Raw genomic sequence first — 23,024 nt, 5'->3', positions numbered from 1 at the left:
CGAAGCGGTGCGCAGCGATTCGGTAGTCCGGTCAGAAAGAATCTTCGGCCGTGCAGACGAAATAGAATCGACAGGTCGGGCAATCGGTCGAGGTCTTCGGCTCGAAGCATCCGGCTTCGATCCCGGCGATGGCCTCGGCATAGGCGGCGAACCCCTTGCCGCCTTGGTCCGGGTCGATCTGGAGGGTCTCCGGGATCGCCGGGTAGACCGCCTCGAGAATGACCTCCCGGCCGGGATGCGCCTGGCGCGCGGCCTCCCCGAGGAGCTCCCAGACCGCCTTCGTCGGCTCGCTCTTCGAACGGCGTCCGGTCTTGTAGACCTGGACGGCGAGGCGGCCGTCCGGCATCTCGACGACGCGGTCAGGCCGCAGCCGGATCGTGCGGCCGTCGAGCACGACGCTCCAGCGCCGATCCAGCGTGCGCCCGTCGTCGGCGAGTGCGGTGACGGCGTTGGCGACCATCCCCTCGGCGGCCACGCGATAGACGGGCTCGAAGCCATGATCGACGGGTCCGCGCTCGGCCCACACCTCGGCGAGATAGGCCTGGGCCGCGGCGGGATCGACGGTCGCGCCCTCGGACTGCCGCGCTGAGATCCAGGCGATGGTGTTGCGCACGCAGCAGTGGAACGCGAGGTAGGCGGAGTTTGCGCTGCGGTCGCCGAGGCCGTCGAGGACCTCGTAGCGGTAGCGCGCGGGGCACTTCGCGTAGACCAGCAGGTGCCGCTCCTCATAGGCGGCGGCCGGCGGGGGCACGGGAATCCGGCTGGCCGCGGTCGCTGGTGCGAGCGTCGGCACGGTCCGGGCCTTCGGCAGGACGGCGGCGAGGTCCTTCAGGAACTTCGAGGGGTTGCAGCCCTGCTTCACCGTGTACAGCCGCGCGCTGCTGATCGAGAGGACGTCGCGTGCGCGGGAGAGCGCAACGAAGAACAGGCACTCCTCCTCCGCGTCGTGGTCGACCGGCTGGATCTCGAGGTGCTCCAGCCCGAGCGGTGCCGGGCAGCGGATGCTCTGGCGCTTGCTCGGCACGTAGCGCGTCGCGACCTGCGGCAGATGGACGGCGCGGAACTCGAGGCCCTTGGCAGCATGCACCGTCATCATGCGCACGGCGGAGATGCCGTCCGCCTCCGGCGGCACGACACGGAACGCCCGGTCGTCATCGAGACGTTCGAGCCGGCGGATCGCCTCGAGGAACCGGCGGCGTCCTCCCCGGCCCCTCGCGGCATCGGCGTGCTCGCGCGCGAACTTGAGGAGCTGATAGATCGCGATCAGGCATTGCCTCGCGCGGACGCTCGGATCCTCGATGAGGGGACGCAGGTACCCGCTCGTCTCGAACAGGTAACGCACCAGCACCTGACAGGCCGACGACTGCCAGGTCACGCCCGCAAGATGGTCCGCTAGGAGCGGCAGTCCGACGCGCGCGGCCTCGGAGAGGCCGTCGATCGTCGCGGCGCGCGCGCACAGCGCGAGCACGTCCTCGCCCGTCGCGTCCGCCTCGCGGATAATCCCGAGGGCATCCTCGCGCGTTGCGCCATACTCCGGGAACTGCGCGACGCGCACCAGGCCGGTCGCGTCTCCATCCGCACCGAGCGAGACAACGGAGAGCAGGTCGCGGATCTCGGACCGCTCGAAAAGGTCGCCGAGGTAGAGGATGGGTACGCCGAGCTCCTGCAGGATGCGCCCGAACCGGGCGAGGCAGAGGTGGGTCCGGGCGAGGATCGCCTGCTGATCGTACGCGATGCCGTCGGCGGCGAAGCGCTCGATCTGGTCGCGCAGCGCGCCGGCCTCGGAGCGGAGGTCCGCGGCGTGGAGGTGGTCGACGAACCCAATCCCGCCGCGATGCGGGTGCCACGTCACCGCCGGCTTCGGAGCCGCTGCGATCCCGCCGCCATAGCGCTCGAACAGCTTCACCACGGGAGCACCCGAGCGGTAGTTCGTGGTGAGCGGCCGGCTCTCCGCGCCCGCGTAGCGCACGGTGAAGCCGGTCGCGTTCCCCGGTGCCGCTCCGCGGAAGCGGTAGATCGACTGCCGGGGATCGGCGACCGCCCAGACACGCTGCCCGCCGACGGCGATCTGGTCGAGCAGGGCCGTGCTCGCGGAGTTCACGTCCTGGTATTCGTCCAGCAGGACGTAGCGGTGTCGCGACTGGACGGCGGCTCGAACCCCGTCGTGCTCCGCTAGCAGGCGGGCCGCCCGGCCGACGAGGTCGCCGAAGTCGACCTTGCCCGATGCGGCGAGCGCATCCTGGTAGACGGCGTAGGCCTCGCCGACCTCCACCGCCTTCTCCGCCCGCTCGACCGCATCCGGCGTCCCGGCCGCGGCGAGGGCAGCGCGCGCCGCCGCGAGATAGGCCTCCGGGCCGACCATCTCGTCCTTCGCGCGCGAGATGGCGCGCAGGATCGGGCGCAGATCGAGCGCGGGATCCCACAGATTCTGAAAGTGGTGCAGGTTCAGGCGCGGCAGCAGGCGCTCAAGCATGCCGAGCGCCTGGGACTCGTCGACGATGTCGAAGTCCTTCGGTAGCCCGGCCTGCTCGGCGTAGAGGTGCAGTAGCTCGAGCCCGAAAGCGTGGAACGTGCCAATCCAGATCTGTGGCGCGGCCGCGCGGTCGAGCCTCTCGATGCGCTCGCGCATCTCGGCCGCTGCCCGGTTTGAGAACGTCAGCGCCAGGATCTCCCAGGGCTGGACGCCTCGCGCGAGCAGATGCTCGATCCGCCCGACCAGCGTGCGCGTCTTACCGGTGCCAGGCCCGGCGTCCAGGATCAGCGGACGGTCGTCCCACTCGGCGGCAACGCGCTGGTCGTCGTCCAGCGGGATCACCGGCGACGGCTCCGTGTCCGCGTCCCAGTCGGGCAGCGGCGGCAGCAGCAGCGCCCGGATTGCCTGCATCGTCACGAAGGAGAGCGGGAGCCCGGTCTCGGCAGCGATCGCGGACGGTGTGAGGCCTTCATCGACCAAGCGGCGGCGCAGCAGGTCGGCCGGCAGGAGGAACTCCTGCGCGAAGACGTCGGCCTGGACCTCGCGGCGCTCGCGCGGCGAATAGGCAACAACCTTCTCCGCGCCGGTCTCGAGAGGCTGGCCACCGAAGGCCGGCTCCGTCGCGCGCACCAGGGACTGTTTCTCGTCGTGCAGGTGGAAGTGCCCGATCTCATGGGCGCTGACGACGGCCTTGCGGCCGGCGTCGAGGTTCGCGGCAAGGCGCACGAACCCGTCCGCCCGCTCCAAAGCGCCGGCGACCTCGGGGCCGTACACGGTGCCGGGCTCGAAGAGTTCGACCTCGAGGTCGGCGATCGAGAGCGCTGCCGCGACGAGCGCGGCGATCGTGCCATCGCTCGCCCGCGCGGCGGCCTCCGCGTGCCGTCGCCTCGCCTCGATGCGGATGCCACGCCACGCGTCCATCGACCTAATCCTCCGCCGCGAGCCAGAAGGCCTTTCGTTCATCCGGCATCGTCGAGGCACGGACGGCCTCATCCCACGTCCGGGCGCGGCCGGCCGTGGGGGTGGCGGAGCTCTTGAATGCCGGCGCTGTCGCGGCGTGACGCGAGTTGGAGAGGACGGCCTGCAGCCATTCGACCGTGCAGCCGAGCCGCTCGGAGGCGATGCGCATGAAGCGTTGGGGGACCGTCCCAGCGACGATCTGCCCCGAGCCCAGGTCAGCGACGATGGACCGCGCGAGGCCGATCTCGGCTGCGAAGGTCCGGACATCCATCTCATGCGAGGCCAGCACGTCGCGCAGCCTAGGCACCGGCTCGGGCGCGTGCCGTTCCGCCGCTGCCTGCACGGCCGCCCTGACGAACTCCGAGAAATCCGTCACGGCGGTGTCTGCATCCGCCCGCCTGCGATGGTGAGCCATCTCGATCCGCTCGACGGCGTGCGCGCGGATCTCTTCGGCATACTGCGGGTAGGCATCCGTCCAGGCCCGCACGAGTTCGGGCGTGATCTGATCCGCCTCCTCGTGGAAGCGAATCAGGATCTCGTCGAGGGTATCCTCCGGCGCACTCATATCTCGCGGCCGAGTTCCGTACGAAGATACCGCTCGGCTCGCTCGACCCAATCCTTGGCGGTCTTGGGCGTCACACCGAGCATGCTGGAGATGCTTTCTCCGTCAGGACCCGTGTAGCCGAAACCGCTACGTCTCAGCAGGAGCGCCTTCCGCTGGTTCGGCGGCAGACTGTCGAGGGCTGAGGAGATCACGGCCATGTCCTCCTGGCTGAAGCTCTGCCAATCCCTCGGTTCGAGGACGGTACCGTCATCCGGATCGGTGTCGAAATGGCGAATGACCTCCCGTCGCGCCTGCTCCTTACGGACGCGATCGATAAGGCGCTTCTCCAGCCGTCCACGGAATGACGTCTCGAAGCCGACCCCGTCCGCAGAGTTGGGGTCGAGGATCGACACCACCATCGCTCCGACCACCTCAACCACGGCGTCCTCGCCGCCGTTCTCGTGCCGTGCGCTGACCTGTGGCCGGAGGATCCGCTGGGCCGTCGCACAGAGATGCTTGAGCAGCTGTTCGCGAAGGCGGCCGTCCGCCGTCGGATCGAGACGACGGCAAGCGGCGACGATCGTCCTGGGATCATGCTTGTCGAGCGATCCGCCATTCGTGGCCTCCTGCCAGAACTCGCGAAGGTGCTCGAGCGAGACACCGTCTTGAACGTTCACACGTGCCCCCGTCATGCGAGAGCCTGCCTCTCTAGCGAAGTTGCAGGCTACGAATCGGTAGCGCGGCGCGAAAATCTTACACCGCTGCGGCAAGGCCCCACACGAACGGTGCGGAGCGAGCGGCCCGAAACGCTGGCCAGCACTGATTGGTGGTCGCGGGGTTTGTCTGCCCGATCATGGCAGTCCCCGGTCGCGAACACCGTCACACATACTCTAGAAAGAGCCACGGGGCGGCTCTCGAGAAACAATCCAGGCAGAGCCGCAAGGCGTTTCCGGATCAACGAGGTTACAGGCGGCGTATGGAGGCCACCTGTTCAGTCAATGTCAAGATGCCGTATTGAACGATCAGCCTCAAATTCGCGCCTGAGGCCAGCAGGCCTTGCGTTTTATTGAGACATCCGTGAGCGGAGTCAGTAGCTTGAGTCTTGAGAGGGCACGTCGGGTACCCCGACGCGCCCTCATTACTTTCACGTTCGTGATGCGTTGGTTTTCAACGGCACGTTGAATAACCACACTATGGTTCGAATTGGCCTACGCTTTGGTTCCGTAGGCCGATTCTATGGTTCGCTCGACAGCCGCGCCCACCGACTATGTTAAATGAAGACTATGAGCATCCAGTCGTGCCACCGCAGGTGTCGCATTTCAGGCACGTTCCATTGCGGACCAATGTGAAATTTGCGCACTCAGGGCAGGCTTCTCCTACGTACCCCTTCATGCGAGCTTCGACGCGCTTGGCGACTAACATCGCTTTGTTGTCGATATCAGGAGCAGAGAAGCCTAACTTAACACCATCTGCGTCCGAGGTAGGCTCTGCCTTCAGTGCAACTGAGCCCCTCACCGCCACGACCGTCCCACCCGCAGGAGCCGACTGGCCCGTGCTCGGGGCCGCAACACCGGCCGTCGCGCCGCCGGGACCGCCATGGATCAGGGTCAGACGGTCGCCGGAGCCGCGCAGCAGGCCGCGCGATACGACGTTGTGGGCCGGCACCGAATCCGAGGCCGAGGGCTTGGCCGGGCTCACGCCGGTCGCCGCGTTGCCGATCTCCGAGAGGTCGACATGGGCGAGGTCGTTGCGGCCGAGATACGAGATCGCCAGTTCGCGGAACACGTAGTCGAGGACCGAGGTGGCATTCTTGATCGCGTCGTTGCCCTGGACGAAGCCGGCCGGCTCGAACCGGGTGAAGGTGAAGGCGTCGACGTACTCCTCCAGCGGCACGCCGTATTGCAGGCCGAGCGAGACCGAGATCGCGAAGTTGTTGATGAAGGCCCGGAGCGCCGAGCCCTCCTTGTTCATGTCGAGGAAGATCTCGCCCAGCCGCCCGTCGTCGTACTCGCCGGTGCGCAGGAAGATGGTGTGGCCGCCGATCTTGGCCTTCTGGGTGTAGCCCTTGCGGCGGCTCGGCAGCTTCTCCTGGGAGCGCAGGCGCTCGACGCGCTCGACGATCCGCTCGACGATCTTCTCGGTCACCGCGACGGTCTTGGCGACCGCCGGCTGGGCCAGGATGGCCTCGACCGTCTCGTCCTCGTCCTCCGACTCGTCGCTGATCAGGGCGGCGTTGAGCGGCTGCGACAACTTCGAGCCGTCGCGGTAGAGGGCGTTGGCCTTCAGAGCCAGGGTCCAGGACAGCCGGTAGGCGTTCTTGCAATCCTCGACCGTGGCGTCGTTCGGCATGTTGATGGTCTTGGAGATCGCCCCCGAGATGAAGGGCTGCGCCGCCGCCATCATGCGGATGTGGCTCTCGACCGAGAGGTAGCGCTTGCCGATCCGGCCGCACGGATTGGCGCAGTCGAAGACCGGGTAGTGCTCCACCTTGAGGTGCGGCGCGCCTTCGAGCGTCATCGCCCCGCAGACATGGACGTTGGCGGCCTCGATGTCCTTGCGGCTGAAGCCGAGGAACGAGAGCAGGTCGAAGGACGGGTCGGCGAGTTTTTCCGCCGGCACCTTCAGGGTCTGGGTGAGGAAATCCTCGCCCAGCGTCCAGCGGTTGAACACGAACTTGATGTCGAAGGCCGACTTCAGCCCGGCCTCCACCGCCGCGATCTTGTCGTCGGTGAAGCCCTTGGCACGGAGCGAGCCCGGGTTGATCGCCGGGGCCTGGCCGAGCGAGCCGTGGCCGACGGCGTAGGCCTCGATCTCGGCGATCTCGGCCTCGCGGTAGCCGAGGCTGCGCAGGGCATCCGGCACCGCCCGGTTGATGATCTTGAAGTAGCCGCCGCCGGCGAGCTTCTTGAACTTCACCAGGGCGAAGTCGGGCTCGATGCCGGTGGTGTCGCAATCCATGACGAGGCCGATCGTGCCGGTCGGCGCGATGACGGTGGATTGCGCGTTGCGGTAGCCGTGCTCCTCGCCGAGCCGCAGGGCCCGGTCCCAGGCTGCCTTGGCGTGCTCCACCAGCTCGCCCTGCGGGCAGCCGGCATGGTCGAGCGGCACCGGGTTGGTGTTGAGGAACTCGTAGCCGGTGGCCTCGCCGTGGGCGGCGCGGCGATGGTTGCGGATCACCCGCAGCATCGCGTCGGCATTCTCCTCGTAGGCCGGGAAGGGCCCGAGCTCGCGCGCCATCTCGGCCGAGGTGGCGTAGGACACGCCGGTCATGATCGCGGTGAGCGCACCGGCGAGAGCCCGGCCCTCACGGGAATCGTAGGACAGGCCCATGGTCATCAGCAGCCCGCCGATATTGGCGTAACCGAGGCCGAGGGTGCGGTACTTGTAGGAGAGATCGGCGATCTCGCGGCTCGGGAACTGCGCCATCAGCACCGAGATCTCGAGGACCACGGTCCAGAGCCGGCACAGATGCTCGTAGCCCTCGACGTCGAAGCGCTTGGCCCCGCGGTCGTAGAGCGCCAGCAGGTTCGCCGAGGCGAGGTTGCAGGCGGTGTCGTCGAGGAACATGTACTCGGAGCACGGGTTCGAGGCCCGGATCCGCCCGCCGACCGGGCAGGTGTGCCAGTCGTTCATCGTGGTGTTGAAGTGCAGGCCCGGATCGGCCGAGGCCCAGGCGGCCTCCGCGATCTTGTCCCACAGTTCCGCCGCCTTGACGGTCTTGGCCGGCTTGCCGGTGGTGCGCTGGCTCAGGGTCCAGTCCGCATCCGCATCGACCGCGCGCAGGAAGTCGTCGGTGAGCGAGACCGAATTGTTCGAGTTCTGGCCGGCGACGGTGAGGTAGGCTTCCGAATCCCAGTCGGTGTCGTAGATCGGGAAGGAGATGTCGGTGTAGCCCTGGCGGGCATACTGGATCACCCGCTTGATCGCGGCATCCGGCACCATCGCCTTGCGGGCGGCCTTGACCTCGCGCTTGAGGGCCGGGTTGCGCTCGGGATCGAAGCAGGCGTCGCCCGCGGCCTCGCAGTTGATGCAGGCCTTCATCACCGCCTTGAGGTGCTTGGACACCACCTTGGAACCGGTGACCAGCGCGGCGACCTTCTGCTCCTCCTTGACCTTCCAGTCGATGAAGGCCTCGACGTCCGGATGGTCGATGTCGACGATCACCATCTTGGCGGCGCGGCGCGTCGTGCCGCCGGACTTGATCGCCCCGGCGGCCCGGTCGCCGATCTTGAGGAAGCTCATCAGCCCTGAGGACTTGCCGCCGCCGGCGAGCTTCTCGTTCTCGCCGCGGAGCCGCGAGAAGTTCGAGCCGGTGCCCGAGCCGTACTTGAACAGGCGGGCTTCCCGCACCCACAGGTCCATGATGCCGCCCTCGTTGACGAGGTCGTCGGCGACGGACTGGATGAAGCAGGCGTGGGGCTGCGGGTGCTCGTAGGCGGTCGCCGACTGGGTCAGCTCGCCGGTCTTGTAGTCGACGTAGTAGTGGCCTTGCGCCGGGCCGTCGATGCCGTAGGCCCAGTGCAGGCCGGTGTTGAACCATTGCGGCGAGTTCGGCGCCACCATCTGGCGGGCGAGCATGGCGCGCAGCTCGTCGTGGAAGGCGCTCGCGTCCTCCTCGCTCGAGAAGTAGCCGCCCTTCCAGCCCCAGTAGGTCCAGCAGCCGGCGAGCCGGTCGAAGACCTGCGTCGCCGAGACCTCGGACCCGGTGCGCTCACCCTCGGGGAGGTGGGCCAAGGCCGCCTCGTCGGGCACCGAGCGCCACAGGAAGGAGGGGACGCCGTTCTCCTCGACCTTCTTCAGGGCCTTCGGCACGCCGGCCTTGCGGAAGTACTTTTGGGCCAGCACGTCGCAGGCGACCTGGCTCCAGGCCTCCGGCACGTCGATGCCGTCGAGGCGGAACACCACCGAGCCGTCCGGATTGCGAATCTCGCTCACCGCCTTGCGGAACGGGATGCTGGCATAGGGCGATTGCCCCGCGGTGGTGATGCGACGCTCGAACCGCATGGGATACTCTCCGGTCACGAACAGCCGGGGACCGCCCGCATGCGTGCGGGGTCCGCCGGTTACAGGGGATGGGCGGGGCGCTGGAGGTTCGGCGGATGCGGGCGAACCCGATCCGGGATCCTCCCGTCCGATGCCCCGGAAACTACCGACGCTGGCGGCCACACGTCAACAACTAGTGTCGACGGACTCCGTTCCTCCCTACATATAGTGTTAAGGGCCGGATTCCTGTGGATAGCGCCGTGCCCGCGCTTAAGCCCAGGATCGGGTTGCGAGAATCGCGGCGGGCCTGCGCGCCGCCCATAGCCGGCGCAAGCTCGGGGCACCGAGTTGTTCACAGATCGTGAGCGAACCTGAGCCGAACCAAACCGCCCGAGGGCTCCGCGCAGGGGAATCATGCTGCGGCGCGGGACGTGCTGGACATCCGGGAGTCATCTCACCATAGTCCCGCGCGACGAAGGGGGCCTCCCCCATTCCTTAAGGGCCCGAGCCCCAGAGACGGTCGCGATGGCGCTGAAAGACACCCTGCTTCGGATCTTCACCTGGTGGAGCGGCTCGACCGTCAGCCTGGAATTCTACACCAAGCGCCATGGCCAGTTCGTCGGCGAGGACGAGTTCGGCAACCGCTACTACCGCGCGCAGGGCCCGTTGATCGACCGCTCGGTCGGCCCGGAGCGGCGCTGGGTGATCTATAACGGCTATGCCGACGCCTCGAAGGTGCCGCCCGGCTGGCGCGGCTGGCTCTGCCACGCCACCAACGTGGCGCCCTCCGAGGAGACCTACGTCCCGCGGGAGTGGCAGAAGCCGCACGAGGAGAACCTGACCGGCACCGTGGCGGCCTACCGGCCGCGGGGCTCGCAGCTCTCCTACGGCCAGCGGCCGGCGGCGACCGGCGACTACGTGCCGTGGGTCCCGGGCGAGTAAGTGTCTCTCACGAAACTCCCGCCCGCTGCCCGGTGCCTGCTTCTGGCGGCATCGGCGCAGCGGGAGTTTCGTGAGGTGCACTAAGCCGCCCTTTTTCCACCATCCTCCTTGTGTCTATCGCGGGCGGGCCGATCCTGCCCGCGCGCCCCGTCGATCCGGGCGCGAGAGGCCTTCAAGATGGCCGCCGACTACCGAGCCGGGAGCGATTGGGTTTGAGCCGCATGACCGCACGCCGCGCCGCGGGCGCCTTCCTGCTCCTCCGCGGTATCGTTCTGGGCGGCGCCGTCCTGGGGGGCTCGTTCACCTCCGCGCCGGCCTGGGCCGACAAGATCCGCAACCCGACCGCGGTCTTCGCCGGCCTCGACAAGATCACCGGCCGCACCGTCTCCTTCGAGGTGGCGGTGGACGAGACGGTGCAGTTCGGCGCGCTCCAGCTCACCCCGCGGGTCTGTTACACCCGTCCCCCGACCGAGAGCGCCAAGACCACGGCCTTCCTGGAGGTCGACGAGGTCACGCTGGAGAACAAGTACCGGCGGATCTTCACCGGCTGGATGTTCGCCTCGAGTCCGGGCCTGCACGCGATCGAGCATCCGATCTACGACGTGTGGCTGGTCGACTGCAAAGGTGGTACCGACCTCGTGGCCGAGCCGAAGGAGCAGGAGGACGCGCCGGTGGCCGCCGCCAAGCCCGAGGGCCGCAAGCGCCGCGAGCAGGCGCGGGGCGGCGACGAGGCGCCGCGCAGCCGCCAGGTCAACCGCCAGGGCCAGGTCGACGTCGAGCCCCTGCGCGGCACGCCGGTGCAGCCGCGTCAGTCGCCGTCGCGGCGCTTCTTCCCGACCAATGACGGGCCGAAGCCGGGCGGCGTCGACCCGATGGATCCGAACCCGCGCTGAGCGCTCGGCGGATTTGGCAACAATTGCCGCCGACCGTGCCTGAAGCCGCTGCGCAGGGCTGCGCGGCTCCGACCTCTGCGGGCTCGTTCCGAGGCCGAAAGATCCTCAAGCCTGCTTGACCTGATCGACAGTATTCATGCCTTCCTCGTCATCCCGGGCTCCGCTGCGCGGCCCCGGAATGACGAGGAAGATTCGATCGATAGAGATCGATCAAACAGGCTATCAGACCAGCATCGCGTTCAGCGCCACCGTCAGGGCCGCACCGACGACGGCGAAGCCGAAGAGCGTGACGCTGCTGACCTGATCGACGGAATCGACGTCGTGGCCGATGCGGTGCTCGGGGGAATTGGCGTTCACGGGATTCTCCTCATCGACGATCCTCGCGACCGAGGATTCCCGCACCAACGTCTCCCGAGGCTCGCCGGATCGGTCACGCCCGGGCCGCGTTTCGCCGCATGGGCCGATCATCCGACCTGACGCGTGCCCCCGTCATGCCCGTGGCTGGTGCCGATCACGCAGAGCGCCAGGCCGGCGATGCCCGCAAGGGTGCCGATCGGGGTCTGGAAGCGCCAGGAGGCATAGTAGCCGGCGCTGCCGATCACGACGCCGAGCAGGGTGAGCACGATGCTGCGGGCCGAGGCCCCCGGCTTGTCCGGATGTCTCCGCTTCTCGGGATGCGCTCGGGCGGAATCGTGCTGCATGGTCGGCCTGCCTTCGCCGCGCCGTGGTCCGTCGGCCGCCCGCAGGCGGTGGGAGAAGGGGGGCGGCCGCCCTCTCCCTTCGGAGGAACGCGGCAGGCGCGGAATCGCTCACGCTTGAGCGTGCAACTCGCCTTTTCCCTGACATGCCAGCCCGGAACCGGGCTGGTAACGTCAGGGCGTCGCACTCGCAATCGATCGGACGCGGGCCGGGCGGAGAGACCCGAACCGGGCTGCGTCCCGATCACCGACCGTGGTCAGACCTCATGCCGCAGCGCTATTTCTTCAACCTGGTCGGCCCCGCGCGTGCGATCGAGGACCCGACGGGCGTCGAGGCCGACACGGCCGACCAGGCTGAGACCGAAGCGCGGGCGGTCATCGCCGAGATGCGGGTGAGCGGCGACCTGCCGCTCCTCGGGGAGGGCTGGCAGCTGGAGATCCGCGACGGGGCCGGACGGCTGGTGCGCTCAATTCCCCTGGGTTGAGGGGCCGGATCCCGTCTGCAGCAGCACCTGACGCACATGGGAGCGGATGCAGGCGCTCGCCTGGGCGCCTGCGTCGTCCCGGCCGCCCGCATGCGGTGCGGATGCGTCCGGCGTCCGGGGAGCGTTCTGCTCCGTGGGTCGAGCCTTCCCGCCGAGCGACATCGTGGCTATCTCCTGCCTTCCATCACCGGTCCGACTCTCAGAACCTGCGCGCAGGGAACCACCGGCCGCGTCACCTCGCGGTGCGCTACGGCACAGGGCATTCCCTTCCGCCGGAGCGCGGCGCCGACGTGTCCTGTTGATGAGAATCGAACCGGTTGAGGTTGTACCGGTTCCCGGCGCCGACAAACAATGAAAAAGTCGTTAAACCGTTCCCTGGTGAAGTGCTGAGGCTCTTGTGCAACGCATCTTATGTTAGTTTTCGAACTCAGCGACCTTCGCCGCCGATGCGGGAGAAATCCGCCACCTCCCGGGTCGCCGCCCTGAGCGCATGGAGCAGAGCGAGACGATTGGCGCGCAACTGCGCGTCGTCGGCGTTCACCGTCACCTTGTCGAAGAAGGCGTCGACGGGCGCGCGTAAGCTCGAGAGCGCCCGCATCGCGCCCTCGAAATCCTCGACCGCGACCGCCCGGCCGGCTTCGGCGCCGGCTGTTCGCAGGGCGTCGGCGAGGGCCGCTTCCTCGGGCAGGTTCAGGAGGCCTTGGTCCGGCACCGCGTCGTAGGCGCGGCCGTCCTTCTTCTCCTCGATGCGCAGGATGTTGGCGGCGCGGCGGGAGCCGGCGAGCAGGTTCTTGCCGTCCTCGGTGTCGAGGAAGCGACCGAGCGCCTCGACGCGGCGCACCACCATCAGGAGGTCGTCCTGGCCCGGCAGGGCGAAGACGGCGTCGATGAGGTCGTGGCGGGCGCCCTGGTCGCGCAGGTAGACCTTCAGCCGGTCGGCGAAGAAGGCGAGGAGATCACCCGCGAAAGCCTCCGAGGCCTGGCCGTGTCCGGTGGCGGCGGCGGCGATCTGCGCCCGCAGGGGCAGCCGGGCCTCGCTCGCCAGGATGAGACGGATGACGCCGAGCGCCGCGCGGCGCAGCGCATAGGGGTCCTTGCTCCCCGTCGGCTTCTCGTCGATCGCCCAGAAGCCGACCAGGGTGTCGAGCTTGTCGGCGAGCGCCACCGCCGCCGAGACCGGCTCGGACGGCACCCGGTCGCTGGGGCCGAGGGGCTTGTAATGGTCCTCGATCGCCGCGGCGACCGCCGGGTCCTCGCCCTGCTCGGCGGCGTAGTAGCGGCCCATCAGGCCCTGCAACTCGGGGAACTCGCCGACCATCTCGGTGACGAGGTCGGCCTTGGCGAGCCGCGCGGCCCGCTCGGCGAGATCGGGATCTGCCCCGACCGACGGCGCCAGCGCCCGGGCGAGGCTGGCAATGCGCTCCACCCGCGCGGCTTGCGTGCCGAGCTTCTCGTGGAAGACGATGTTGTCGAGCTTAACGAGCCGGTCTTCCAGCCGCACCTTGCGGTCGGTCTCCCAGAAGAACGCCGCGTCCGAGAGGCGCGCCCGCACCACCCGCTCGTTGCCGGCGACGATCGCCGCGCCGCCGTCGGAGGCGACGAGGTTCGAGACCAGGATGAAGGCATTGGCCAGGCGCTCGCGCCCGTCCGGGCCGGGAGGCCTGCGCAGCACGAAGCACTTCTGGTTCGCCCGGATCGTGGCGCGGATCACCTCCGGGGGAATCGTCAGGAAGCGCTCGTCGAAGGCGCCCATCAGGGTCACCGGCCACTCGACGAGGCCCGCCACCTCTTCCAGCAGGCCCTCGTCCTCGACGAGGTCGAGGCCGCGGGCGAAGGCGAGGTCGCGGGCATCGTGCAGGATGATGTCCTTGCGCCGGTCCGCATCGAGCACCACGAAGGCCCGCTCCAGGGCCGGCAGGTAATCGGCGAAGCGGCGCACCTCGATCGGGTGCGGCGCCAGGAAGCGGTGCCCCCGCGTGGTCAGCCCGACCTCGACCCCGTCGATGGTGAACGGCACCACCTCGGGCGTCTCGGTCTCGGGGCCGAAGCTCGCGACGATCGAGTGCAGCGGCCGCACCCAGCGTAAGGAGCCGGGCTCGCGCGAGGCGGCGCCCCAGCGCATCGATTTCGGCCAGGGGAAGCTCTTGACGATGGCCGGGATGATCTCGGCCAGGACTTCGATCGTTTCGCGGCCGGGCCGCTCGATCACCGCGACGTAGAACTCGCCCTTCTTCGGATCGGAGACGATCTTCGCCTCGTCGAGGCTGGCGAGGCCGGCGCTCTTCAGGAAGCCCTGCACCGCGCCCTCGGGGGCGCCGACGCGGGGGCCTTTGCGCTCCTCACGCACGTCCTGGCCGCGGGCCGGCAGGCCGGCGACGTGGAGGGCGAGGCGGCGGGGTGTCGCGAAGGCCTTGGCGCCCTCGTACAGGAAACCGCGCTCGACCAGCGCGTCGGTGACGAGCTTGCGCAGGTCCTCGGCCGCGCGCCGCTGCATGCGGGCGGGGATTTCCTCGGAGAAGAGTTCGAGCAGCAGGTCGGGCATCGGGCGGCCTCAAGGCTCTCACCAAGGAGAGCCCGAAATCGAGAGAAGGGTATGACGGGCGGTGTAAGGCCGGGCGGCGCGGCTGTCAGGCGGCGGGTGATTCGCCGGCAAGGACGCCCGCACCGGCAAGCCCGCCCGCATCGGTGCGCCGCCAGGCTTCGCCGCAGGCCTTGGCCAGCTCGCGCACCCGCAGGATGTAGCTCTGGCGCTCGGTCACCGAGATCACCCCGCGCGCGTCGAGCAGGTTGAAGACGTGACTGGCCTTGATGCACTGATCGTAGGCCGGCTGCGCCATGCGGTGGCGCGGATCGTTGCCGTTGGGCCCGGGCTCGCCGGCCTTGAGGTAGGCCCGGCAGGCGGCTTCCGCGTCGCGGAACTGCCGGAAGAGCATCTCGGTATCGGTGGCCTCGAAGTTGTGGCGCGAATATTCCTGCTCGGCCTGCAGGAACACGTCGCCGTAGGTGACCTTCTCGTCGCCCTCACGGCCGTTGAAGTTGAGGGCGTAGACGTTCTCGACGCCCTGGACGTACATCGCCAGGCGCTCGAGGCCGTAGGTCAGCTCGCCGGCGACCGGCGCGCATTCGAAGCCGGCGACCTGCTGGAAGTAGGTGAACTGGCTCACCTCCATCCCGTCGCACCAGCATTCCCAGCCCAGACCCCAGGCGCCGAGCGTCGGGCTCTCCCAATCGTCCTCGACGAAGCGGATGTCGTGCAGCCTGAGATCGACGCCGATCGCCTTCAGCGAATCGAGGTAGAGGTCCTGGAGGTTCGGCGGGTTCGGCTTCAGGATCACCTGAAACTGGTAATAGTGCTGGAGCCGGTTCGGGTTCTCGCCGTAGCGGCCGTCCTTCGGCCGGCGCGAGGGCTGGACGTAGGCGGCCCTCCACGGCTTGGGGCCGAGCGCCCGCAGGGTGGTGGCCGGATGGAACGTGCCTGCCCCGACCTCCATGTCGTAGGGCTGGAGGATCACGCAGCCCTGCGCGGCCCAGAACCGCTGGAGCGTCAGGATCAGCCCCTGGAACGAGCGGGTCGGCTGGAGGTCGGCGTCGGTGGTGGTCATGGTCTCGCGGGTTCGGCTCGGGCGCTATCGTGGCGGGGAGCCTTAGAACCGGCAGCCCCCGAGTCAAGCGAGGCGTGCGCCGCCGCACCCGTTCGCCGGTGTGGCGGAACCGTGGCACGGTCAAGCTCGTTGACAGTACAGATCAGACGAAGCCGCCGCATCCCGCAGTGCAAAACGGCGATGCGGAAGATACCCCGCCCAGGACGAGAGGAGACCGACCGTGACCGAGCGCCTGACCCTGCTTGCCGCCGCCGCGCTCCTGTCCCTGGTCGCGACCCCGCTGGTGGTGCGGGCAGGCGCCGACGCTCCGAAGACCGAGCCGGTCGCCGTCACCGAGACCACGGTGGCCGCGGAGACGCCGGTTGCGGCTCCGACTGCGGCGTGCCGGACCGTGCGGGTGGTCTATGCCGGCTACGGGGCGCCGGCCTGCGGGCGGTGAGGTGTCGCGGATCCCGCCGAATGCAACGACACCCTCCACGTCATTCCGGGGCCGCGCAGCGGAGCCCGGAATCCAGACGCTCGGTTCTTGAAGAACAAGTCGGCACGTTGTCCGCCTCATTCTAAACACTCCGCGGTTCTGGATCCCGGGCTCCGCGGTCGCGGCCCCGGGATGACCCTGTGTGTTGGTGATCGTATGCTTGCACCGAATTCGCAAGCAACCCCTTGCCTCACAGCACCGGCATCGCCCCCGCCACCGTCACCAGCGCCCCCGACGTGTAGCTGCTCTCGTCCGAGGCCAGCATGACGTAGGCCGAGGCCAGTTCCGCCGGCTGGCCGGGGCGGCCGAACGGCACCTGGCTGCCGAAGGACTTGACGGAATCCTCCTCCATCCCGGACGGGATGAACGGCGTCCAGATCGGGCCCGGCAGCACGCCGTTCACCCGCACGCCCTTCTCGGCCAAGAGCTGCGCCAGGCTCAGCACCAGGTTGCTGAGCGCCCCCTTGGTGGCACTATAGGCGAGCAGGGACGGCATCGGGTGCTTGGAATTCACCGACGAGGTGAAGATCACCGAGGCGCCGGGCTTGAGATGCGCCATCGCCGCCTTGGTGACGGTGAACGATCCGAAGACGTTGGTGCGGAAATGGTCCTCGAAGACTTGGTCGTCGATCGATGCCAGGTCCTGGTTCGGCTGCTGGAAGGCGCCGTTATTGACCACCACGTCGAGACGGCCGAAGGTCTCGGCGGTGCGGGCGACGATCTCGCGGCAATAGGCCCTGTCCTTGAGGTCGCCCGGCAGCAGCAGCGCCCGGCGCCCGGCCTTCTCGACCCATCCGGCCACCGCCTCGGCGTCTCCCTGCTCGGACGGTAGGTAGGAGATCGCCACGTCGGCGCCCTCGCGGGCATACGCGATGGCAACCGCCCGGCCGATGCCGGAATCGCCTCCGGTGATCAGGGCCGCCCGGCCGGCGAGCTTAGCCGATCCCTTGTAGCTCGCCTCGCCGTGGTCGGGCTCCGGCTTCATCCGCCCGGTCAGGCCGGGAAAGCTCTGCGGCTGGCCCTCGAAGGGCGGACGGGGATGCTTTGTGAGGGGGTTGGGGAAGTCGGACGACATGAGGGACGGCTCCGGCTGTCGGTTGCGTGAGGCCGCCGTCAACCGGGCAGGCCTCCGGCCGTTCCCTGCTCTCCCTCAGTATCCTCTCACTCTTCTCGGGAGCCGTCGTCCTGACCGAGGGCGTCCTCGTCGCGGCCGGGGATCGCGTAGCGCCCGCTGAGCCAGCGCTGCAGGTCCACGTCGGCGCAGCGCGTGGAACAGAACGGCTTGGAGGCCGGGGTCGCCGGCTTGCCGCAGATCGGGCAGGCGGGCGAAGCACTGTCGTTATCGCGCGTCATCGATCGCGACTCCTCTTGAAACTTTTCCGACGAACAATCGAAGAAATCGTAAAATCGAATTCACCCTCCTCGCGACCTCATCCTGAGGTGCGAACGAATGAGCCTCGAAGGAGGGCTCCAGAAGTCTCAGCGATCTCTGGAACCCTCCTTCGAGGTCAGTCGATCGACGATCGACTAACACCTCAGGATGAGGGTGAGAATGGGAGAAACCGCCTCAGCGCCTGGGCAATCGAACGAAGCCTTCGTGCTCAGCCCGCGTCACGCCCAAGCGCCGCGGACCGGGTAACCCTCGCCTTCGAGCAGGCCGACCGTCTCGTAGAGCGGCAGGCCGACCACGGCGCTGTAGGAGCCGACGAGCTTGACCACGAAGGAGCCGGCGAGCCCCTGGATCGCGTAGCCGCCGGCCTTGCCGCGCCACTCGCCGCTGGCGAGATAGGCCTCGATCTCCTTGGCCGAGAGGCGCTTGAACCGCACCCGGGTCTCGACCAACCGCTCCCGCGGCTTGTCCTTCGGGCCGATGACGCAGACCGCCGTATAGACCCGGTGGGCCCGGCCGGAGAGGAGCCGCATGCACTCCGCCGCCTCGTCGGTCACCTCGGCCTTCGGCAGGATGCGCCGGCCCACCGCCACCACGGTGTCGGCCGCGACCACGTAGCCCTGGCGCAGCTCCTCGGTGCCGCGCGCCGCCGCCACCGCCACGTCGAGCTTGGCCCGGGCGAGCCGGCGTACCAGGTCGCGGGGCTTCTCTGCCTTCAGCGGCGCCTCGTCGAGGTCGGCCGGCAGCAGGGCGTCCGGCTCCAGCCCCGCCTGCTGCAGCAGCGCGAGGCGTCGGGGCGAGGCCGAGGCGAGGACGAGCTTCGGGCGCGCGGCCTGCGGGATCGGGGAGGTCTCGGTCATGAGGCGCCGTGTCTCGAAGGGGATGCCATGCCCGATGCCCTATCTGGCCGGCGAAATCCAGCTTCGCGGGTCGAGGTTTGCGCGCGGCGCCCGCACCGCCTGCCGGAACGGAGGCGGGCCGGACGCTGTCCGCGCCCGGCCCACCCATCTCCCTGCCGGTCGGCCCGGGACGCGCCCGGGCCGATCTCGTCAGGCCATCGCCTCGTTGCGCAGCCGCTCGTAATCCGACTTCGCCAGCGGCACCGCGCGGGGCTGGCCGAGCTCCTTCATCGGAATGCGGTAGGTCTCGCGGGCGCTGAAGGCCGCCGCCGCCGCCACCGCGGTGATCGCCAGCGTGATGGCGCCGATGGTGAGCGGGATGTTGGTCGAGCCGGGAGGCGCCACGGTGGCGAACAGGGCCGGCAGCATCGCCGTGATGGCGGTGCCGACATTCTGCGAGATCGCCATCGCGGAGACGCGGGTGCGGGTCGGGAACAGCTCGGGGTAGAAGCTCGGGAAGACCGCGTTGTAGCCCTGGTAGACCACGCCCCACATCAGCAGCGACATCACGATCGCCAGCGGCACGTTGGCGATGCTGATGGCATACAGGTAGCCGAAGGACAGCAGGCCGGAGCCGAGCGCGCCGACGATGATCGGCAGGCGGCGGCCGATCTTGTCCGACAGGTTGCCGACATACGGGATCACGATCACCGCCAGGATGTTCCCGAGCACCGGGATCCAGAGATACACGTCCTTGTGGAAGCCGACGCCGTAGGCCGCCTGGACCGCGTAGGCCGCGCCGAAGATGGTGGTGACCACCGGGATCACGTTCATCAGCGCCATGCACACCACCCGCAGCATGTCGGCCCAGGAGGTGGCGAAGGCCTCGACGACCGGCGCGCGGGCGACCGCGCCCTGGGTCTCCTCGGCGGCGAAGGCCGGGGTCTCGTCGACCTCGCGGCGGATGATGTAGCCGGCGATGATGACGAGGAAGCTCAGGAGGAACGGGATGCGCCAGCCCCAGGAGTTGAACGCCTCGGTCGGCATGTAGTGGGCGAGGGGCAGGAAGACCGCGGCGGCCAGGATCTGGCCGGCCTGCACGCCCTGCAGGGTGAAGCTGGCGAAGAAGCCGCGGCGGCCGAACGGCGCGTGCTCCATGGTCATCGAGCTCGCGCCCGAGATCTCGCCGGCGACGGCGAAGCCCTGGATCAGCCGCAGGATGACGAGCAGGATCGGGGCGAGGATGCCGACCTGGCTGTAGGTGGGCAGGAGGCCGACCGCGATGGTCGAGAAGCCCATCAGGAACATGCATACGATGAGCACGTGCTTGCGGCCGTGGGTGTCGCCCCAATGGCCGAGCACGAAGGCGCCGATCGGCCGGCTGACGTAGCCGACGCCGTAGGTGGCGAGCGAGGCCACGATCGCCACGGTCGGGTTGTTGGACGGGAAGAACAGCTGCGGGAAGATCAGCGAGGCCGCCGTCGCGTAGATGAAGAAGTCGTAATACTCGAGCGCCGAGCCGATCCAGCCGCTCGCCGCAGCCTTCTTCGATTGTGCTCGGTCGTGGACGTGGTCGCCTGGTATCGCACTCATCGGTTGTTCCTCCGGTGTTCGACAGGATTGGTGCCGCCTTCGCAAGCCGGGCGGCATTGGGTCAGCTTGGTTTTTCTTAGAGGGTAGCGAGCCGAATGGCGTAAAGTAAAGATCAATCAAGGCCTGTTTGCGCATTTCCATATCCGGCCCCGAAATGCAAGGGCGCCCCCGGGCTTGCTCCCAGGGATCGGGCGGCGAAGGTTCAGGCGGCGAGCGGTGCCACCGCCCGGTCGAAGGCCCGCTCCATGGCGGAGGCCGGCGCCTCGCAGCCGGTGAACAGCGCGAAGGCGTCGAGGGCCTGATGAATGGCGAGTTCGCGTCCCGTCATGGTGCGGGCGCCGATCCGGGCCGCCTCGGTCAGGAGGGGGGTCCAGAGCGGTGAGTAGACCGCATCGGCCACCCAGAGGCCGGGATGGAGCAGGCCGAGGGGCACCGGCGTGCCGCGATCCGGCAGCATGCCGATCGGCGTGCCGTTGACGATGCCGCTTGCGCCCTCGACCGCCTCCTCGACCCGGCGGCAGACCCGCACCGGTGCCTGTCCTGCGAGGGCGCCGGCCACCGCCTCGGCCTTGGCCGGGTCGGCATCGACCAGCCGGACCTCGACGCCGGGCAGGCCGGCGAGCGCCACCGCGACCGCCTTGCCGACGCCGCCGGCGCCGATCAGCGCCACCGGGCCTTCGGGTGCAGGCCCGAAGGCCTGGGTGAGGGCGCGGGCGAAACCGGTCGTGTCGGTGTTGTGGCCGATGAGCCGCCCGTCCCGGACCACGATCGTGTTGACGGCACCGACGGCACGCGCCCCCGGCGACAGGGCGTCGAGGACGGGCAGGACCCGTTCCTTGTAGGGGAAGGTGACGTTGACGCCCGAAAATCCGATCGGGGCGAGGGCGGAGAGCAGGGTGCGCAACTGCGCGTCGTCGGCGTTCGCAACGTCGATGAGCTGGTAATGGGCCCGCAGGCCGACCGCCTCGGCGGCGGCCTCGTGCATCGCCGGCGAGGCCGAATGGGCGATCGGCGAGCCGATCAGGCCGAGCAGGATGGGTCTGGCGTGTCCGTGAGCCATGGTGTGCGGCCCCTCAATGGTGCGCCCGCCCGTGGCGAGCTCTCCCTGGGCTGCACAATATCTCCATGGCGTTCGCATCCTGAGTACCAAGTTGCATGCCGATCGTAACATCATGTTACGGTGAGGCCTCGGAACTCGATCGGATCAACGATGCGGGGGCTGCCTTTCCGGGACGATGGGCGCGACACTGCGGTATGCGCATCGCCGAGAATGTCGACTCCCGCCTTCCGGCGTCCTTGTCACAAAAATTCCATGGGGAGTCGTGCCACTTGACGATTGAGTGCCGCGACAGGCGGCACTCGGTCATCTCTTGCAGAAGCCGCACTCCCATGCTCCTCACCAGGATCGCCATCTGCCTCATCGGTCGGGCGGAACGGCGCGTTGGTGTTGGTTTCGATTACGTCCGCAGAATTGCGCAAATCGATCTTGGCCTGCTCAGGCGTTACAACAAGATTTTTGGATTTCTCGATCCCAACACGAAGGTGCCGGCTCGGGCGTATCACGCCGCTCGTCTCCGCGGTGCGATCGCGGCGGATTGCGGCACGTGCGTCGCGGCCGAGATCAACCTTGCCCTCGGCGCAGGAATCGACGGCGCGATCGTCGATCGAATCGTTTCCGGAAATTATCAGGATCTTCCCGAGGACATTGCCGCCGTCGCGACCTTGGCGGACGCGGTCGCCGGGCGGCGCGACGATGCGCCGGAGGTGCGCGACGCCGTCAGGCGAGCCTACGGCGATACCGGGCTGGTCGAAGTCGCGTTTGCCATGAACGGCGCTGCAATGTTGCCCGGGATCAAGCGTGCGATGGGGTTCGCCGTCGCCTGCGATCTGGAGATATTGCGCAAGCAGGCGCGGCGCTCATGCGCCTGAAATCCGCAGCAATCATCGTCGCCTGGGGCGAGCCGGATGCTCCGGGCCGCATGTCACGGTCCGGGCCGCACCTGTCCCGGTCGCGCCATCTCCTCCCGCAGGAAGCGCACGAAGCTTCCCGCGAACATGCTGAGGGCGGTGCCGGCCTTCATGGCGATCCAGGTCTCGAAGACCGGCCCCTCCTCGATCGGCAGCACGCGGATGCCCGGGACGGCGTCGTACGCGATGGTGAACTGGTCGATCACCGCGATGCCGAGGCCCGCCCGCACCAGCGAGCACACCGTCGAGCCGAACCGGGCCCGGATGGTGATCCCGTATGACAGGCCGCGGGCGCGAAAAATGTCGGACATGATCCGGCCGTAGGGGTCGTTCGGGTCGATGCCGATCAGGGGATGGCGCACGATCTCCTCGGCCGAGATCGAGGAGCGGCCCGCGAGCGGATGGTCGAGCGGCACGATGCAGAACAGGCCGCCGCGGGCGAGCGGCTCGAAGGTCAGGGCCGGGTGATCGAGGCGGTAGCTCATCGCCACCACCTCGCCCTTGCCCAGCAGCAGGTAGTCGATCGCCTCCTCGAGCTTGAGGATGTTGATGTCGATGACGAGGTGCGGATAGGCCGCCCGCACCCGCTCGATCGCGCGGGGCACCATCACGTGCGAGATCGACGGCACCGAGCCGATCGACAATTCCTGGCCCGCGCCGCCTTGCGTGCGCTCCAGGACGAAGCGCAGGTCCTCGATCTTGTCGAAGACGGCGTTGATCTGCGCGAAGACGTGGCGCGCCTGCTCGGACGGCACCAGGCGTCCGCCCCGCCGGTCGAACAGGCGGAAGCCGAGCGAGGCCTCGGTGTACTTCATCAGCCGGCTGATGCCCGGCGCGGAGACATTGAGGAGCCTCGCCGCACCCGCGATGGTCCCGGTCACCATCACGGCGCGGGCGACCTCGATCTGGCGCAGGGTCAGCATCCTTGGTCCTTCGCGCATGGTCCGGTCTCGCCCCGGATGGGCGGAAATGCCGGCGCGAGGCAAATGCGGCCGGGATTCGTTCCGCCAAGGGGCCAGAGCGCCTCGCGATGGCGTTGCCATCGCGAATCTCTCTAGGATTCTTAATTTCGCAGCATTTTCTACGACTAGCCGGTATCCACCCCGTCGGAAAATGCTCTGAGGCAGTGCTGCATCGGGGCATCGGCTGGCCCACGCCCGTGCCGGGCTCTTGGCT

At 68.6% G+C, this 23,024-nt stretch carries 19 protein-coding genes; 5 read left to right on the top strand and 14 right to left on the bottom strand.

From position 1 onward, the window contains the following. Positions 1 to 31: 31 nt before the first annotated feature. The 4 genes from AC3AOF_RS09825 to AC3AOF_RS09810 all read right to left on the bottom strand — a co-directional run bounded on the left by AC3AOF_RS09825 (position 32) and on the right by AC3AOF_RS09810 (position 8,981). Entirely contained in the window at positions 32 to 3,394 is a 3,363-nt protein-coding gene (locus AC3AOF_RS09825) for a UvrD-helicase domain-containing protein (RefSeq protein ID WP_488348363.1), read from the bottom strand. Positions 3,395 to 3,398: 4 nt separating this feature from the next. Next, on the bottom strand, positions 3,399 to 3,998 hold the full coding sequence (locus tag AC3AOF_RS09820) for a hypothetical protein (protein ID WP_488348362.1): 600 nt from the start codon (positions 3,996 to 3,998) through the stop codon (positions 3,399 to 3,401). After that, the gene (locus AC3AOF_RS09815) at positions 3,995 to 4,669 is read right to left on the bottom strand and encodes an RNA polymerase sigma factor (protein WP_488348361.1); all 675 of its coding nucleotides are present in this window, start codon (positions 4,667 to 4,669) and stop codon (positions 3,995 to 3,997) included. Before AC3AOF_RS09815 ends, AC3AOF_RS09820 begins: the two co-directional genes overlap by 4 nt. A 589-nt stretch (positions 4,670 to 5,258) precedes the next feature. Further along, a complete protein-coding gene (locus AC3AOF_RS09810; protein WP_488348360.1) occupies positions 5,259 to 8,981 on the bottom strand; it encodes a vitamin B12-dependent ribonucleotide reductase in 3,723 nt (1,240 codons plus the stop codon). A 504-nt stretch (positions 8,982 to 9,485) separates the two neighbouring features. Here AC3AOF_RS09810 and AC3AOF_RS09805 point away from each other — a divergent pair. Both AC3AOF_RS09805 and AC3AOF_RS09800 read left to right on the top strand, forming a co-directional pair. Beyond that, entirely contained in the window at positions 9,486 to 9,902 is a 417-nt protein-coding gene (locus AC3AOF_RS09805; protein ID WP_488348359.1) for an NADH:ubiquinone oxidoreductase subunit NDUFA12, read from the top strand. A 212-nt stretch (positions 9,903 to 10,114) separates the two neighbouring features. Beyond that, on the top strand, positions 10,115 to 10,795 hold the full coding sequence (locus AC3AOF_RS09800; RefSeq protein ID WP_488348358.1) for a DUF2155 domain-containing protein: 681 nt from the start codon (positions 10,115 to 10,117) through the stop codon (positions 10,793 to 10,795). A 222-nt stretch (positions 10,796 to 11,017) separates the two neighbouring features. Here the strand turns inward: AC3AOF_RS09800 and AC3AOF_RS09795 are convergent, their stop codons facing one another. Both AC3AOF_RS09795 and AC3AOF_RS09790 read right to left on the bottom strand, forming a co-directional pair. After that, positions 11,018 to 11,152, bottom strand: coding sequence for a hypothetical protein (locus AC3AOF_RS09795; protein ID WP_272913302.1), 135 nt, complete (start codon positions 11,150 to 11,152; stop codon positions 11,018 to 11,020). 107 nt (positions 11,153 to 11,259) lie between these two features. Further along, complete coding sequence (locus AC3AOF_RS09790) at positions 11,260 to 11,496, bottom strand: hypothetical protein (RefSeq protein ID WP_236992240.1); 237 nt, start codon at positions 11,494 to 11,496, stop codon at positions 11,260 to 11,262. Between the two features lie 263 nt (positions 11,497 to 11,759). On the opposite strand from AC3AOF_RS09790, the gene AC3AOF_RS09785 reads away from it, so the two are divergent. Then, positions 11,760 to 11,978, top strand: coding sequence for a DUF6894 family protein (locus AC3AOF_RS09785; RefSeq protein ID WP_236992239.1), 219 nt, complete (start codon positions 11,760 to 11,762; stop codon positions 11,976 to 11,978). 427 nt (positions 11,979 to 12,405) lie between these two features. Here AC3AOF_RS09785 and glyS read toward each other — a convergent pair whose 3' ends face one another. Then, entirely contained in the window at positions 12,406 to 14,520 is a 2,115-nt protein-coding gene (gene glyS / locus AC3AOF_RS09780; protein WP_488348357.1) for a glycine--tRNA ligase subunit beta, read from the bottom strand. Positions 14,521 to 14,605: 85 nt separating this feature from the next. Beyond that, positions 14,606 to 15,580: a glycine--tRNA ligase subunit alpha gene (locus AC3AOF_RS09775; protein WP_488348356.1), complete on the bottom strand. Its 975-nt coding sequence runs from the start codon at positions 15,578 to 15,580 to the stop codon at positions 14,606 to 14,608. Positions 15,581 to 15,800: 220 nt separating this feature from the next. On the opposite strand from AC3AOF_RS09775, the gene AC3AOF_RS09770 reads away from it, so the two are divergent. Further along, positions 15,801 to 16,019 (top strand): hypothetical protein, encoded by a 219-nt coding sequence (locus tag AC3AOF_RS09770; RefSeq protein ID WP_488348355.1) that lies wholly within the window; start codon positions 15,801 to 15,803, stop codon positions 16,017 to 16,019. Positions 16,020 to 16,248: 229 nt separating this feature from the next. Here AC3AOF_RS09770 and AC3AOF_RS09765 read toward each other — a convergent pair whose 3' ends face one another. The 5 genes from AC3AOF_RS09765 to AC3AOF_RS09745 form a co-directional block, all read right to left on the bottom strand. Next, complete coding sequence (locus AC3AOF_RS09765; protein ID WP_236992235.1) at positions 16,249 to 17,133, bottom strand: SDR family oxidoreductase; 885 nt, start codon at positions 17,131 to 17,133, stop codon at positions 16,249 to 16,251. 86 nt (positions 17,134 to 17,219) lie between these two features. After that, positions 17,220 to 17,411, bottom strand: coding sequence for a DNA gyrase inhibitor YacG (gene yacG, locus AC3AOF_RS09760; RefSeq protein WP_236992234.1), 192 nt, complete (start codon positions 17,409 to 17,411; stop codon positions 17,220 to 17,222). 258 nt (positions 17,412 to 17,669) lie between these two features. Then, the gene (locus AC3AOF_RS09755; RefSeq protein WP_236992233.1) at positions 17,670 to 18,308 is read right to left on the bottom strand and encodes a Maf-like protein; all 639 of its coding nucleotides are present in this window, start codon (positions 18,306 to 18,308) and stop codon (positions 17,670 to 17,672) included. A gap of 189 nt (positions 18,309 to 18,497) precedes the next feature. Further along, a complete protein-coding gene (locus AC3AOF_RS09750; RefSeq protein ID WP_236992232.1) occupies positions 18,498 to 19,880 on the bottom strand; it encodes an MFS transporter in 1,383 nt (460 codons plus the stop codon). Between the two features lie 202 nt (positions 19,881 to 20,082). Next, a complete protein-coding gene (locus AC3AOF_RS09745; RefSeq protein ID WP_488348354.1) occupies positions 20,083 to 20,940 on the bottom strand; it encodes a shikimate dehydrogenase in 858 nt (285 codons plus the stop codon). Positions 20,941 to 21,269: 329 nt separating this feature from the next. Here AC3AOF_RS09745 and AC3AOF_RS09740 point away from each other — a divergent pair, with 329 nt between their 5' ends. Beyond that, a complete protein-coding gene (locus tag AC3AOF_RS09740; RefSeq protein WP_488348353.1) occupies positions 21,270 to 21,809 on the top strand; it encodes a carboxymuconolactone decarboxylase family protein in 540 nt (179 codons plus the stop codon). A 53-nt stretch (positions 21,810 to 21,862) separates the two neighbouring features. Here the strand turns inward: AC3AOF_RS09740 and AC3AOF_RS09735 are convergent, their stop codons facing one another. Then, a complete protein-coding gene (locus AC3AOF_RS09735; protein WP_236992915.1) occupies positions 21,863 to 22,771 on the bottom strand; it encodes a LysR family transcriptional regulator in 909 nt (302 codons plus the stop codon). Positions 22,772 to 23,024 lie beyond the last annotated feature (253 nt).

The sequence above is a fragment of the Methylobacterium sp. 142-1Y genome, assembly GCF_057747795.1.
Note: the sequence above shows the minus strand (reverse complement) of the source record. Positions and strands in the feature narration are given on the sequence as shown.